Here is a 13624-nt window from a genome sequence, read left to right as displayed (position 1 = left end):
GTGCAACCCCGAAGAAAATCCTCCAGAGATTGCGGAAACCAGAGCGGTCCCCCACCGTTTCATGGTAGCACCACCTCCTGCCCCCCACTGATGATGCGGTAATAAAGCCCCGCATACGGTCCTGTACATCCAGACTTAAAGACCAGAGACGATCCATCCATGCCGTAATCCACTCCAACCCCAATCACCAGCGTGTCGTTGGTAAGCACAAAGGGGCGCCACCAGGGATAATTCGCACGGTCGTTCAGCCAGATATACAAGAGACTATCGTTAGGACCCGCCTCCGGGAAAACAGGGTCGTACCCTGTGTCTCCAGACGTCGTATACACCTCGATAATCGGACCATACACGGCCAAGCAAAACCACCTCAGGTCCATCGTATCCGGTAAATCCTCCGGAATATGCCAGCCCACGGGTCCGAAGGGGGCTGGAGCAAACCCCGCAAACAGGGTATCACTCCCCTCGCTCCCAACATAACCGATCTCCCGGCTGATCCACCCGTACTGCGTGTCCGCTGCACCCACCCCCACAAACGCATTGGCCATTGTCCAGTCCTGCGACCGGTCAAACGCCTGGTCAAACACCCTGGATTCCCCTGGCCCATACCGGTACCTCCTCGACCACAGGGTGTAGCCTGTGATCGAGTCCGGAAGACGAATCGAATCCAGGAGAATGATCACCCAGACACTGTCAATGGGACCTGTCGTTCCCGTATCACCGTTCCCCCCTGTATCGTCGTTCCCGGGCTTCGTGAGGATGTTACATGCGGGGAGCACGAGCATCCCCACCGCCATGAGAAGAGCAAACAGACGGCGCATACCTCATTCCTCCTGTTTTGAGAAAACCGGGGTGTTACCCCTCCCTCACCTCCTCCAGGGCAGCGCCGTATCCCACCCGTTCCACCGCCTGGATGAAGGTGGCGGGATCTCCGTCGGCTTTGAACACAGCCCGTCCCTCGTCCAGACTCACCTGCACCTCCTGAGCGCCGGCCTTCTCCAGCACCTTCGTCACTGTCCGCACACATCCCTGACACGTCATGCCATCCACCTTGAGGACAAAGGTTTTCATCCCGTCACCTCCTGTTCGTGTGAACAAATGATCCAGCGCCCGGACGGGATCTTCAACGATCCCATGCAGAACTCCGGACATGGGTTCGGACACCCCCACAGAGTGCACCCCACGCGGTTTTCTTTGGAAAACCACGTGGGGACCCCGAATATAGAGAGTTTTTCCGTGAACGTTGACGGGGTCACCATGCAATTCCCCAAAAGAATTGCATGGGGTGTTTTCTCCCCTCCCATAGCGGGAGGGGTTGGGGGACGGGGAGGATTCAGGACAACGGAAACACGCATACGCTCGTTCATCCCGAAAAAATGGACCACGGAGGGGAATGTCCGATCTTCGGTTCTGTACGCCCCCCTTTTCATTCCTCCCCCTCACAGTATGGGCGCAACAGCCTCCGCATGCACCCCACCATGCGTCGTACCGCATCACACGCGCTGTAATTTCGATCCTTGCGAAACTTCATTCCTTCCGTTCGCAAAACGTCCTGAACCATCCGCCAGTTCACCCAGAGCGCACTCCCAATGGACGATACGGACACCACCCGCGCTCCCCGACGAAGCAGCAAACGCACCCCTTCCGGACATATCCCCGTCATCGCAGCATCAAGAAGGGTGGACCCGTGATGCGTGACGTTCAGCGACGCCCCGCGACGGATCAGGGCGTCCACCGCATCGAGATGACACCGCATCACCGCACCATACAGGACAGGCATCCCGGACCGTGGATGCCGGGTTTGGGAAGACCAGCCCAGATCCAGCAAAACGTCCATCACCCCGGGATGGGGATTGCCAAGTGCCATAAACAGAACTTCAGGTCTTTTCTCCCTCACGACCTCTGGAAACCACCGGGCCACTTCCCGTATCGTCTCCGGTTTTCCATGAGAAACCGCTTTCTTCCACACGGATGCCGCGTCACAATCCCCCTCAAGGAGCAGCGCAAGCACGTTGAGATCCCCGGAATATACGGCATACGGGATCGCCCTGCACCATGCATCCGGAGGAAGTTGGGGGCGAACCCTGCGAACTCCCTCCGCATCTCCCACAAAGGCATAGGCCTGAAGAAGCGCTTCTCTCTCCTTCGGAAGGGATTTCAAAACCTCAGGCGACACGCGCGCAAGAAGCTCGCGGATCACGTTTTTTGCAAAAGCGTCAGCCGCGTCACGGGAAGCGAGCACCCGCAGACCAAGGCGTTTCAGAGGTTCAGGGGCACCGTAAATCCACTCGAGGCGCAAAAGCTCCTTGAGGAATTGTTCCGTCCACACCGAAAGGGGTTTCAGGGGGTCTGCCTGCAGGGAGTCGAGATAGAAGAACACCACGTCTTTTCGAAAGTTCCTGACGGCAACGTCATACGGGGTTTCGCCATTCCGCCCCGGCATGAAGGGATCCAGCCCCCTGCGGAGGAAAAAGCGCACACCTTCCAGCCACCCTTCCCCCGCAGCAACATGCAGGGCGGAATTCCCCAGAAACGTTTTTGATTCCAGCGCACCGTTCCATCGCCTGAGAACCCATTGCACCACCGCTTCCTTCTGGCTCCGAACCGCTGCATGGATGGCGGTGAATCCGTCACATGCGCGGTTGACCACCGGGGGACTCCAGGAAGCGCCATGGCGCAAAAGAACCCCGGCTGCGTCCAGGTGCCCCTGTGCCAGGGCATAAAGGAAAGGTGTTCCGTTGCATAGATACGTGCTGTAAACGACCGGATCCGGTGTGGAGGCATAGGCAAGCAAATGCTCAAGAATCTCGGCCCAGCCCCGGGATGCCGCGACATGAAGGGCTGTCCAGCCCGAATCTTCCACCGGAAGCCTTCCCCACACCTTTTCCAGGAAACGCACCGCTTCCAGGTTCCCCGAACGCACCGCCGCGTGAAGAAGGTCCTGCGCGATCTGTTCGTCGGGAGGAGGAAGCATCCATCTTCTTGAAAGAAGAAGGTTCACGATCGAAGGATTTCCTCCCTCCAGCGCCCACCGGAGAGCCTCCGGATCTTTTTCCTTTACCCCCGCTTCGTGAATGCCCATCACCATGATGGAATCGCCCACATAGGCTGCGCCCCACATCACCTCAGGCAAAGCCTGAAGCGCCCGATCCATATAGACCTCTGTCCAGAACCGGACCATGTCCCGGTCCCGCCTTTGAAGGGCGAAATAGAGGGGGGTTCCATCCTGGCCTCCGAAATCGTGGAACCATACACGGTTTCTGTGCCGGAACAGCCAGTGGAGCAGGTCTGTCTGACCTGTGGCTGTAGCCACATGGGCGATCCCCCGACATTGCGCGTCCCGAACCGTATCGAGATCGCCTCCACGGGCGAGAAATTCCGCAAGGACGTGGGTGTCGCCCCGCGCTGTAGCCATGAAAAGGGCGACCACACCAGAATCGGGGAGTTGATCGGCACGGATGTATTCAAGTCCCCACGGTGTCCCGATTTGCGCGATCATAAAAAGAAACCAGCCCGACATGGCGATTTCTCCTCCCGGCTAACGGATACCCTTATTTTGTTGCTTGACGACGATGCTTCAGAATCACAGCGCTCAGGTTATAAAGACCGTGGGCGAAAAACACGCCCCAGAAGGCTCCGGTGATCCAGTAGATTCCCCCAAGGATGAGGCCGCCCACCAAGGCGTACACGAAGTATTGGAAGCTCGCACCGATGTGATGCAGCCCGAAGGAGAGGGTGGAGATGAGGTATCCCGGGACCCCTCCAAAGGCGTTCTGCACATATGCCCTGAAAATCACTTCTTCAAACGCACCCACAACGCTCAAAAGACCCAGGGGAAAATCGAAGCGGACGGAACCTGGAATTTCGAAACGGAACAGGCGAAAGACTTGCCTCTGAAGATGAAGGCCAAGGAACGCCACGAGAAAAGTGAACAACTCGGTTGTTCCTTTCCACACAAAGGGATCGAAAGCCAGATCCTTCTCGATTCTCCAGAGGGCAATCAGGGTCCATATCATGATGTTGAGGGTGATCAGCACAACCCCCCACCGGGCGAGGATCTCCTTGATTCTGGACTCCGGGACTCTCGCTGAATACAGCAAGATGTAGGCCAGGGTGAAGAGGAGCAAAATCCCGAAGGGCGTTCCAGCGGCGACAAACCAGGGCCAGACGTTGTTCATGGGCCACACCCCCTGGTCGCTTTTGGGGATCATCCGTATGATCCGGGGCAGGGTGTGGAATTTCAAGGTGGAGATTGAAAGTCTTGACAATCTCTCCTCCACCCTGTATCTTCCCGGTGATTGGTCCAAACAGGAGGGTTGTCATGATTGCCTTAAGCCTCATGCTCCTCTCCTCTCCTCTCCTCTCCTCTCCTCCTCATCACCCAGACCCAGCCATACACGGATGACGAATGGCTGTGCGCCGAAGTCTTTGACACCACCCAGCAGATAAATGCCCCTTCCCTCACCAACATCAGCGATGCCCATCGTCATCTCATTGTGGTGGCCGGCATTGATGTGGATTTTGATACCAGTGGCTTTTCCACCGCCCTTCCCCCTGCCTGGGACTCTCTTCTCATCCCCTGGCCCTTCGACACGTCCCTGCTCCATGTGGGATCGTACCGGTGGAGTCTGTCCAGTTTCTGGTACTGGGCATCCCAGGGGCGGTGGAAAATCGCGGGGGAACTGGCCGTGGACACGGTGATCCTCCTTCCCGATGTCTACGGTGATGGAAACACCTTTGACCGGGGCCGGTTCGTCCGGGATGTGTTTGGGCTTCTGGATCCCTGGATTGACTTTTCCCGGTACGATCGAGATGGAGATGGCACGGTGGACGAGGGGGCCATCACCGTGGTGATCCCCCGGTACCGGCATCGAGGCTATGTGGCCGGTCATCCCAACCTGGGAACGACCTATGTGACCCAGGACGGGGTGACCGTTGGGTTCCGGAGCGGGAGCACGCTGAGTTATGCCCGCAATTTGCGGAAGTTGTTCGACCCGGAGGGCATCCAGAACCTCAAATACGGAGCAGCCCATGAATACGGCCATCATCTGGGCCTGCCAGATCGCTATGACTTCGGCGAAGGACGGAATCTGGCCCAGTGCCGGGTGGAACATCCCCACAGCAAGAGCAGCCGGGAAGGGATCTATTCCCTCATGGTCACCCTGAAGCCCCGACCGTTTCCGAAACTCGTCCCCTTGAGTCCCTGGGACCACTGGCGGTTGCAGGAGGTGTTTGGCGGATCGTCCCCTTTTGTGCCCGTGGTGGACCTTCCTGGAGAAAACGCGTTGCAGAACCTGGTTCTTCCGGACCTCTATGCTTCCGGAGGTGTGGTGTATCGCATTCCCATCCCGGTCCCGGCGGAGTTCAACGTGCCGGAGCAGTCGTTGCTGCTGGCGGCCTATTTTCAGGATACCACCGCCTTTACCCGGCCCCTGATGGACGAAGGCGGCCTCCTGGTCCAGCTGACGCGAGGGCAACCCGAATATATCAGTGAATGGCCTGGGGAGAAATACCCTCCGGCAGACAATTTGCTGGCGGTGGGGTTGTGGGACACGACGGGGGTGGCCCTGCCGGGTTCCTTTGAGGATCCGGTGTGGGGCTATGATCTTCACGATGTGGGCATTGCGGAATGGGGCTATCTCCCGGAAGGTTTCGGCAATTTCGTGGCCGATCACGTGATTGACCACAATCCCGATTACAGCGCCTCCTCTCCCTATGACCTCTTTCCCACGGAGATCAACACGGAATTTGGGAACATCATCCGCACAGCGCTGACGGACTTCACGAACCCCTCCTCAAGGGGCTATGCCGTGGCCGAATACACCTGGCCTTCCCGCCTGGACACCCTGATGTATCATGGCTATGTTCGGAGGGATTCCTTCCCCGGAGGGGTGCTGTATGACAGCACAGCACGGGACACCTGTGGCCACACCTACACCTATCTCCCCTACAAGGAACGCAACATCGCCCGTCTCCTGGCCACCCACGTCGTGATCCGGAACGTCAGAGTGGATGAGCAGAATCGCCAGGTCATGCTGGACCTGTACACAAACTTCATCCAGACGGATCGGGACAGTGCCTTGGGTCATCCCCAGGAGCGCCGTCTGTTGGCCGGCGGGCCTTCCTGGGGCGACACCCTGTTCATGCTTTATCAATCCGGAAATGTGATCTATCTCGCCCGGGCCACCGGAGCCCCGGACGACCTGGGATGGACCTGGGAGGCGGGCTGGCCCATGGACACCCTGGGCCACCATCCCGCCCTGGCCCGCTTCACGGAATGGATTTCCACCGACCCCACCGCCTCCCTCATTCCCGTCCGGCGGCTGTGTGCGGTGTATGTCCGGGAAACCCATCTGTTCCGCTCCTGCTGGTGGGAAGACACCACCGGCAGCAGCACGGTGTGGCGCTGGGTGCCCCGGGAAACCCTCCGCACCTTCACCCTGCCCATCGTCTTCCACACCCTCACCACCACGGACACCTTCCTCCATCATGTTGTGCTTCTTCAGGAAGGCACGGCCATCGGTGTGTACTGGCTGCAGAGCGGGCCCCAGGAGGTGCACCACCAGGTGCTGGTGGACCGGTTTGAAGGCAGTCCGGGCGAGGCCGACGTGGCGGCGCTGGACAGCGGGCGGGTGGCCCTGGTGTATGCCAAAGGACCGGAGATCTGGGCGGCCTTCCGTTCCGGTGGCACCTGGAATCGTCTCCTCCTTTCCACCTCCGGCACCACGCCCCTGGTGGACACCCTGGCGGGAGGTTATCTCTTTGCTTGGCAGGAAGGGGACTCCATCCGGGTGGTCTGGCGGGATGATCGGGGCAAGGGGGGAAGCCCCTATGGACTCACGAACGGAACCCTGCTGGCCCTGGAAGGCGGGGTGGTGCTGTATCGGCGTTCGCCTCTCCAGCCGCCTGCGTCAGGCCTGTTCAAACGGGTGTATGACGGGACATCCTGGGGTCCAGAGGACTATCTCATGGACCCGGGCAACCTCACCGGCTTCCACATCGCCCCCACCGGAGATGGCCAGATCCGCATGGTCGCCGTCCAGCCCACGGGGTGGGACCCTTCCAATTTCCCCGGGTCGCCTCCTTATCGTGTGATCGACTTTGCGGAAACGGGGGTAGGCGGATCCCAGGCCGGGGAGGTGCGGGTGCATCCCGTGCTGGTGGTGCGGCCTCTTCCGGGGGGTCTGGCGGTGCAGGTGGGGAGCGGATGGCCAGGGGTGCGGTATGCCCTGTTTGACGTGGCGGGTCGTCGGGTTGCCGACGTTCGGGTGGAAGGAATCCGGGCGGTTCTGCCGGTGCCCCGTTCGGGAGTGTATGTCCTCCGGGCCACGCTGCCGGATGGGCGCGCCCTTCAGAAGAAGGTGGTGTTTGCACGATGAACGGGTGGGGGAGGGACCTCCCCTCCCCCGGAAGGAGCGTGCCATGCTGCTTGTGCTGTTTCTGGCCCAGCCTCTGCTTCCCCCGGTGGATGCGGCCCACAACGGATGGTGGATGACCCACCGGGGGAGTCTGGGGTTGACGGGGGTTCAAACGGCACCCGGGGAGGACCTCCGTCAGGTGGCCGTGGCCTTTCGGGATACGTTTGGAACTGGAGAGGGACTGGTGGAGGCTCTGGTGGGGGACATCAACGGAGATGGTCAAAATGAGCTGGTGGTGATGCATCATGAAGAGATCTACGCGGTGAATGTGCCTGCGAACACCCTTCTCTGGCGCTTTTCTCCGCCGGACTCTGCGCGCTTTGGTGGATATTGCCACTACAACACTCCTACCCTGGGGGACATGGACGGGGATGGGGTGCTGGAGGTGGTGGCGGGAGAAGACTCCAGCCGGGTGTGGATTCTGGACGGGCGGGATGGGCGGGTGGACCACATGATCCGGCTGCCGGTGTTTGACCCCATTCCCGAGGCCTGCCCCCGGAGTCCGCTGTATGCGGTGGATCTGGAAGGCGATGGCACGCCCGGTGTTGTGGTGACGGGTCAGGATTCCCTGGATCCGGGATACCGAACGCGCATCTATTATTTTCGCATCACCTGCTCCGGTGGCGCCTGTGAGGACAGCCTGGTGTGGAAACTGGCGCCCTCTCCCCATCCGTTGTTCATTCCCATGGGGGATCTGGATGGAAACGATTCGCTTGAACTGGCCGTCTGGCGGGGATGGTACGTTCCCCTCATCGTGTTCACCGCCACCGGGGACACACTCTGGAGTCAGATGCCGTTCGGAGACGACAGCATCCTGACCCCCGCTGCCATCGTCGACTGGGATGGGGACAGCGTTCCTGATGTGATCGCAGGGGGAAGCGCCGGGTTTCTTATCGGTCACACCTATGTGCTGGATGGTCCCACAGGAAACCTCAAGGAGGATTTTGTTCTGTGTGCAAGTGCGGCCTATGCGGATGTCAATCAGGATGGCCGTCTGGAGATGCCCTGCTGGGTGGGGTTCAAAACCGTCCGGCTGGTGGATGACACGGGTGGGCTCATCTGGGAGCGAACGCTGCCGGCATCGGAATACATCGTGGGCCGGTTGTTGGTGGGCGATTTTTCACCGGATTCGGGCCTGGAGATCTTTGTCTGCACCACGAACAACCAGTATCTTTTGAGCGCTTGGGGGGACATTCTGTGGGGTCTTCCATACAGTGGAGCGGGGTCGTGCCATGCCAGCGCCGGGGATGTGGACAACGACGGAAAATCGGAGATCGTGATGAGCAGTTCAGCGGGGGTGTGGGTTCTGGACCGCCCCACCGACGTGGAAGAAACCCGTCCCGAACCCGGAAGTGATCATGGTTTTCGCCTGATTCCGGGAGGGTTCGCGTTGCGTCAACCCTATCCCGTAGTGGTCTATGACCTGACAGGCCGGAAAGTTTTTTCGGGGAAAACCCGCACGCTCCGACTTCTGCCTGGCGGGTATGTGGTGAGCCTGCCAGAGACAACCATCAAGATGGTGGTGGGAAAGTGAACCCCGAAAAAGAAGCAGGAGGTGAACCATGCCCGAACTCCGCACCTACCATGTGTTCATCAGCCATGCCTGGAAATACGACGAAGACTATGAGCGCCTTGAGGGAATGCTCGATGAAGCCCCGAACTTCAAATGGAAAAACTTCAGTGTGCCGGAACACGAACCGCTGGACGCTGACGATGCCGAAGAACTTGAGAAAGAACTCCGGGAACAGATCCGGCCTGTCCACGTCGTGATTGTTCTCTCGGGTATGTATGCCGCATACCGCGAGTGGATCCAGAAAGAGATCGAGATGGCTCAAGAGATGGGTAAGCCCATCATTGGGGTGAAACCCTGGGGGCAGGAACGAATTCCTGAAGTGGTTCAAAATACCGCAAAGGAAATTGTAGGATGGAATACCCACAGCATTGTAAAAGCCATCCGGGAACATGCCCTTTAAAGGAGGCGAAACATGGAAAAGGATCCACGTGAAAAGCAACCGGGGGAGGATATCCAGCACCGGGAAATGATGGCGGCGATTTATCGCATGTATGTGGAGACCGCGGAAAATGTCTCCACCCGACGTATCCAGACCAACGGTTTTTTTCTCACACTGTTGACCGGGTTGTTTGTTCTGGCCTGGAGTCCATGGCTTCCCCAGGTCGTGGAGAGTTTCGGCCGTCCCGTATCCCTTGCACGAAGGATTCTCTTTGCGGGAGGCTTTTTCCTGTCCATCCTGTGGTGGGCCCAAATCTTGCAATTCCAAAATCTTAACCGAATAAAGTTCCAGGAGATCCTCAACATGGAGCGCTTGCTCCCCATGGCACCTTTCACCCGGGAAAATGAGGCACTTCGCAAATCCAGGGGATACATCGGGTTCTCCAGGGTAGAAGGACTTATTCCCCTTGTTTTTGCCATGGGGTTCGCTCTCTCCATCGCCCCTTTTGACACGTTGCTTGGATCCGCTCTTCTTCTCGCCGCAGGAATTGGTATTCTGGGCATGCTGCTTCCAACACAGAAAAAAGAATAGCGTAGTATTTCAGCAGATCTTGCCCCCCTCCGTTTCGGGGAGGAACTCCGTGGTATACAGCACAGCCAGGTCATCCAGAAGAACCACAGGGAAGAAGGGATCGACCCCGAACACGCCATAAATCTCTTGTGTAATGCTACAAGATAGCGATTGAAAGTCTCTCGGATCTTCCATACACTACCTCCGGCGCAGGAACGCGGGGCGATCCCCCGAAACATGAGGTGAGCGATGCGGTTTTCCCTGATCACCCTGGGATGTCCGAAAAACGAGGTGGACAGCGAACACATTCTGGGCCGCCTCCTGGAGGCGGGATTTGAGTTCGTGGAAGACCCGGACGGAGCGGATGTCCTCATCCTCAACACCTGCGGATTTATCGGACCCGCCGTGGACGAGTCCCGGGACACGATTGAAGAGGCCCTGGAACGCAAACGCTCCGGTTCGGTTCAGACGGTGGCGGTGGGGGGATGTCTCGTGGGACGGATGGGACCGGTTCTGGTGAAGCAATATCCCGATGTGGACGTGTTCTTCACCATGCAGGATCTGGATGCCCTTCCCGCCCTTCTGGAACGCAAAACCCACGGGCACCTGTCCCGAAACCGCTTCGTCCTCCGCCACGACTTCAGCCGCACCCTGACCACGGGCGTGTTCGCCTATCTCAAAATCGCGGAAGGGTGCGATCGCACCTGCAGTTTCTGCATCATCCCCGCCATCCGGGGAAAACAGGTGTCCTATCCGGTGGAACGTCTCCTGGAGGAAGCCCGGGCCATGGCTGCCCTGGGCGTGCGGGAGGTGAACCTGGTGGCCCAGGACACCGTGCGCTTTGGTCACGACCGGGGCGAACCCGATGCCCTCTTCCGGCTTCTTGACGGCCTGGAGGATATCGAAGGGATCCGGTGGGTGCGCCTGTTTTATCTCCATCCCTCCGGGATCACGGAAGCCTTCGTGGATCGTCTCCGCGCCTACACAAAGGTCGTTCCTTACGCTGAACTCCCCATCCAGCACGCCTCTCCTCGAGTTCTCCACCGGATGCGCCGGACGGGGGGACGGAAGGCGGTGGAAGAAGCGGTGGCAGCGTTCCGGACGCGGTGGCTCGAAGCCTTTTTGCGCACCGAGGTGATCGTGGGCTTTCCTGGAGAGACGGACGAAGACTTTGAAGAACTCCTGGATTTTCTGGAGGAAGCGCGGTTTGAGCGCATCGGCATCTTCTCCTATCACGATGAGCCGGAAAGCCTGAGCCATACGTATGCCGACAAAATCCCGCCCGATGTGGTGGAAGCCCGGATGGAGGAACTCCGGACCCTTGCGGAGCACCTGATGCGGGAAGCCCAGGAGCGCCTGGTGGGAAGAACGCTGGAGGTTCTGGTGGATCGAAAAGGCGAGGGGCGCACCCCTTATGATGCACCGGACGTGGACTTTTCGGTGAGCCTCCCGGACTCTGCCCCTCTCGGCGAAATCGTGTCCGTCCGGATCTCCGAGCTTGCTCCATCCCTGGATCTTGAAGGAACGGTTGTGCCGGTGCGGGAAGGTGTGTCGTGATGCTATTTTTGGTTGCCTGGATTCTGATCCCCATGGATGAAGCCCAGACGGATCATCTCCGGGCGTATGGGGTGGCCTATCATGCGGTGTCCGAGGGGGTGGAAGCCTACTGGCTTCTCAACTACCGGGGAGGAAGTTTTCTCCTTGCCGATGCTGGAAGCGTTCGGCGCCGGTGTGCCCTGATGGGGGTGACCTGCGAGACGATTTCGGACGGGGAACGCCTTCAGATCGAGGCGCTGATTGAACAGCGCAACATGGACAAGGTGAAACTGGAGAAAGCGCCCCGGGTGGCGGTGTATGTTCCCCCCTATTTTGAGCCCTGGGACGATGCGGTGACCATTGCCCTGGAATACGCGGACATCCCCTATGACCGCATCTATGACGAGGAAATCCTCAACGGCGCCCTCAAAAACTATGACTGGCTCCATCTTCACCACGTGGATTTCACCGGACAGTTTGGCAAATTCGGGATGTATGCGGCGGAGGCCTGGTATCAGGAACACAAGAAGATTGACGAGACGCTTGCGGCGAAACTGGGGTTCCGGCGGGTTGCGGACATGAAGGGGGCGGTGGCCCGGAAAATCAAGGAGTTCGTGCGAAAGGGCGGATTTCTCTTCGCCATGTGTTCGGCACCCGTGACCCTGGACATTGCCCTGGCTGCGGAAGGGGTGGACATCGTGGACGCCTTCTATGACGGGACGCCCGTGGATCCGGACTACCAGCAAAAACTGGACTACAGCCAGACCCTGGCTTTCACGGATTTTCAGGTGTTTCCGCAGCCGTTTCTGTATGAGCACTCGGACATTGACGTGACCCGGCAGGCAGCCCTGCGGGGACCCAACACCTACTTTGTTCTCCACGAATTCTCAGCCAAACTGGATCAGGTTCCCACCATCCTCACCCAGAACCACACCCGGGCGGTGAAAGAGTTCCTCGGACAGGACACGGGATTCCGACGGAACCGGCTCAAAAAAGGTGTGGTGATCCTGGGCGAGGTCCCGGGGACGGAGGAGGTGAAATACATCTACGGCTCCTTCGGTGAAGGGTTTTTCAGTTATCTTGGAGGGCATGATCCGGAAGATTATCAGCACTTTGTGGGGGACCCTCCCACCGATCTCTCCAAACACCCCCATTCCCCGGGCTATCGCCTGATTTTGAACAACATCCTCTTCCCCGCGGCCCAGCGCAAAGACCTCAAGACCTGATCGGGTCGCGTCCCCGAACCCTGCGATAGATCACGAGAAGGCCGGGGTCCGAGAGGGTGGCCCCGAACACGGCGGAAAGGAGGGGAGGAAGCCAGGACAGCGCCGGCGCGTGCCGGGGGATGACGAAGGAAAGTGCGAAAATGGGAAGGGCCGGAAGGGCCAGCACAAGATCGAGGAGGAGGGAATACCCGATCCACCGCCAGGGAGAGCGAAGGCTCACGAGAAATCCCCGGGGGCCGAACTGCAATCCGTCCAGGACGAAAAGGGGAAACAGGATTCCGTGCACGAAGGCCGCCAGTGTGGGGAGGCCCAGCAACATGAACATGGGCCAGTAAATTGCGTCTTTTGCAAAGACCTTCCATCGCCACCAGGCGATGCCCCCGAGGATGCCTCCGCCGACAAGATAGACGCCCAGAAGCAGGATCAATCCCCCGAGGATGCCCGACACGGCAGCGTGATTCCACTCCTTTCGGTCCAGTTTCAGCCGTTCCCGGTGGGCTCCATTCCAGAAAAGGGTGAGAACGAGGGATCGGAGGGGTCCATCGAAAAGGAACAGCAAGACGAAGGGAAAGAAGAAGCTGACGATCAAAAGAGGTGTTTCGACGCGAAGATAGAGATCCCGGGGAAGGGAGGCCAGGAATTCGGGAGACCCCAAGACCTTCAGTCCTCGCACCACCAGGTTCAGGATCACGGACAGAGCCGCCGGAACAAGGAGCCTGCGCCACCGGGTGCGCCAGAGATCCAGGAGATCCCGGAGGAGGGAAACCACCAGCATGTCCGGAGTGTATGGAATCGTGCCGGAACCTGCAAGTTTGGCACCGAGAAAGCTGGGGATGTTACGGGGAGCGCATGAACGTGCGCTCGGCCATTTATCTCGATTCCCAAACCGCCCGGGAAGATCGTGGACGAACCTTACCCCCCTTGA

Annotated in this window: 13 protein-coding genes; 6 read left to right on the top strand and 7 right to left on the bottom strand. The window is 59.1% G+C overall.

Going from position 1 to position 13624, the window contains the following annotated elements:
* Positions 1-59: 59 nt before the first annotated feature.
* From AC6HU3_RS10565 to AC6HU3_RS10545, 5 genes are all read right to left on the bottom strand, one after another.
* A complete protein-coding gene (locus tag AC6HU3_RS10565; protein ID WP_497473720.1) occupies positions 60-818 on the bottom strand; it encodes a hypothetical protein in 759 nt (252 codons plus the stop codon).
* Between the two features lie 34 nt (positions 819-852).
* On the bottom strand, positions 853-1068 hold the full coding sequence (locus AC6HU3_RS10560; protein WP_497473719.1) for a heavy-metal-associated domain-containing protein: 216 nt from the start codon (positions 1066-1068) through the stop codon (positions 853-855).
* Positions 1069-1423: 355 nt separating this feature from the next.
* Complete coding sequence (locus AC6HU3_RS10555; RefSeq protein WP_497473718.1) at positions 1424-3517, bottom strand: ankyrin repeat domain-containing protein; 2094 nt, start codon at positions 3515-3517, stop codon at positions 1424-1426.
* A 31-nt stretch (positions 3518-3548) separates the two neighbouring features.
* Positions 3549-4208, bottom strand: coding sequence for a CPBP family intramembrane glutamic endopeptidase (locus tag AC6HU3_RS10550; RefSeq protein WP_497473717.1), 660 nt, complete (start codon positions 4206-4208; stop codon positions 3549-3551).
* A gap of 126 nt (positions 4209-4334) precedes the next feature.
* Positions 4335-4487, bottom strand: coding sequence for a hypothetical protein (locus AC6HU3_RS10545; protein WP_497473716.1), 153 nt, complete (start codon positions 4485-4487; stop codon positions 4335-4337).
* Between the two features lie 9 nt (positions 4488-4496).
* Here AC6HU3_RS10545 and AC6HU3_RS10540 point away from each other — a divergent pair, with 9 nt between their 5' ends.
* Genes AC6HU3_RS10540 through AC6HU3_RS10525 form a run of 4 tightly spaced genes read left to right on the top strand, consistent with a single transcriptional unit; the run spans position 4497 to position 9958 of the window.
* Entirely contained in the window at positions 4497-7376 is a 2880-nt protein-coding gene (locus tag AC6HU3_RS10540) for a metallopeptidase domain-containing protein (RefSeq protein ID WP_497473715.1), read from the top strand.
* A 43-nt stretch (positions 7377-7419) separates the two neighbouring features.
* Positions 7420-8949 (top strand): FG-GAP repeat domain-containing protein, encoded by a 1530-nt coding sequence (locus AC6HU3_RS10535; protein ID WP_497473714.1) that lies wholly within the window; start codon positions 7420-7422, stop codon positions 8947-8949.
* 28 nt (positions 8950-8977) lie between these two features.
* Entirely contained in the window at positions 8978-9388 is a 411-nt protein-coding gene (locus AC6HU3_RS10530; protein ID WP_497473713.1) for a TIR domain-containing protein, read from the top strand.
* A 12-nt stretch (positions 9389-9400) separates the two neighbouring features.
* Entirely contained in the window at positions 9401-9958 is a 558-nt protein-coding gene (locus AC6HU3_RS10525; RefSeq protein WP_497473712.1) for a RipA family octameric membrane protein, read from the top strand.
* Between the two features lie 9 nt (positions 9959-9967).
* On the opposite strand, the gene AC6HU3_RS10520 is transcribed toward AC6HU3_RS10525, so the two are convergent.
* The gene (locus AC6HU3_RS10520) at positions 9968-10132 is read right to left on the bottom strand and encodes a hypothetical protein (RefSeq protein WP_497473711.1); all 165 of its coding nucleotides are present in this window, start codon (positions 10130-10132) and stop codon (positions 9968-9970) included.
* A 54-nt stretch (positions 10133-10186) separates the two neighbouring features.
* Here AC6HU3_RS10520 and rimO point away from each other — a divergent pair, with 54 nt between their 5' ends.
* Together rimO and AC6HU3_RS10510 are read left to right on the top strand one after the other, a co-directional pair.
* A complete protein-coding gene (gene rimO, locus AC6HU3_RS10515) occupies positions 10187-11494 on the top strand; it encodes a 30S ribosomal protein S12 methylthiotransferase RimO (RefSeq protein WP_497473710.1) in 1308 nt (435 codons plus the stop codon).
* Positions 11494-12699, top strand: a complete 1206-nt coding sequence (locus tag AC6HU3_RS10510; protein ID WP_497473709.1) for an asparagine synthetase B — start codon at positions 11494-11496, stop codon at positions 12697-12699. The genes rimO and AC6HU3_RS10510 overlap by 1 nt, the downstream gene beginning before the upstream one ends.
* On the opposite strand, the gene AC6HU3_RS10505 is transcribed toward AC6HU3_RS10510, so the two are convergent.
* Positions 12689-13474 carry a hypothetical protein gene (locus AC6HU3_RS10505; protein ID WP_497473708.1) on the bottom strand — a complete coding sequence of 262 codons (786 nt, stop codon included), beginning with the start codon at positions 13472-13474 and terminating at the stop codon, positions 12689-12691. The two genes, AC6HU3_RS10510 and AC6HU3_RS10505, sit on opposite strands and share 11 nt — an antisense overlap.
* Between the last annotated feature and the right edge of the window lie 150 nt (positions 13475-13624).

Source organism: Caldifarcimen microaerophilum (assembly GCF_055387105.1).
The sequence above is the reverse complement of the archived record's forward strand: the minus strand, read 5'-3'. Positions and strand labels throughout refer to the sequence as shown.

What these genes read in the sequence shown, in the direction of transcription:
- AC6HU3_RS10565 (WP_497473720.1), bottom strand. Translation starts at nt 818, where the DNA reads ATGCGCCGTCTGTTTGCTCTTCTCATGGCGGTGGGGATGCTCGTGCTC.
- AC6HU3_RS10560 (WP_497473719.1), bottom strand. Translation starts at nt 1,068, where the DNA reads ATGAAAACCTTTGTCCTCAAGGTGGATGGCATGACGTGTCAGGGATGT.
- AC6HU3_RS10555 (WP_497473718.1), bottom strand. Translation starts at nt 3,517, where the DNA reads ATGTCGGGCTGGTTTCTTTTTATGATCGCGCAAATCGGGACACCGTGG.
- AC6HU3_RS10550 (WP_497473717.1), bottom strand. Translation starts at nt 4,208, where the DNA reads ATGATCCCCAAAAGCGACCAGGGGGTGTGGCCCATGAACAACGTCTGG.
- AC6HU3_RS10545 (WP_497473716.1), bottom strand. Translation starts at nt 4,487, where the DNA reads ATGACGATGGGCATCGCTGATGTTGGTGAGGGAAGGGGCATTTATCTG.
- AC6HU3_RS10535 (WP_497473714.1), top strand. Translation starts at nt 7,420, where the DNA reads ATGCTGCTTGTGCTGTTTCTGGCCCAGCCTCTGCTTCCCCCGGTGGAT.
- AC6HU3_RS10530 (WP_497473713.1), top strand. Translation starts at nt 8,978, where the DNA reads ATGCCCGAACTCCGCACCTACCATGTGTTCATCAGCCATGCCTGGAAA.
- AC6HU3_RS10525 (WP_497473712.1), top strand. Translation starts at nt 9,401, where the DNA reads ATGGAAAAGGATCCACGTGAAAAGCAACCGGGGGAGGATATCCAGCAC.
- AC6HU3_RS10520 (WP_497473711.1), bottom strand. Translation starts at nt 10,132, where the DNA reads ATGGAAGATCCGAGAGACTTTCAATCGCTATCTTGTAGCATTACACAA.
- rimO (WP_497473710.1), top strand. Translation starts at nt 10,187, where the DNA reads ATGCGGTTTTCCCTGATCACCCTGGGATGTCCGAAAAACGAGGTGGAC.
- AC6HU3_RS10510 (WP_497473709.1), top strand. Translation starts at nt 11,494, where the DNA reads ATGCTATTTTTGGTTGCCTGGATTCTGATCCCCATGGATGAAGCCCAG.
- AC6HU3_RS10505 (WP_497473708.1), bottom strand. Translation starts at nt 13,474, where the DNA reads ATGCTGGTGGTTTCCCTCCTCCGGGATCTCCTGGATCTCTGGCGCACC.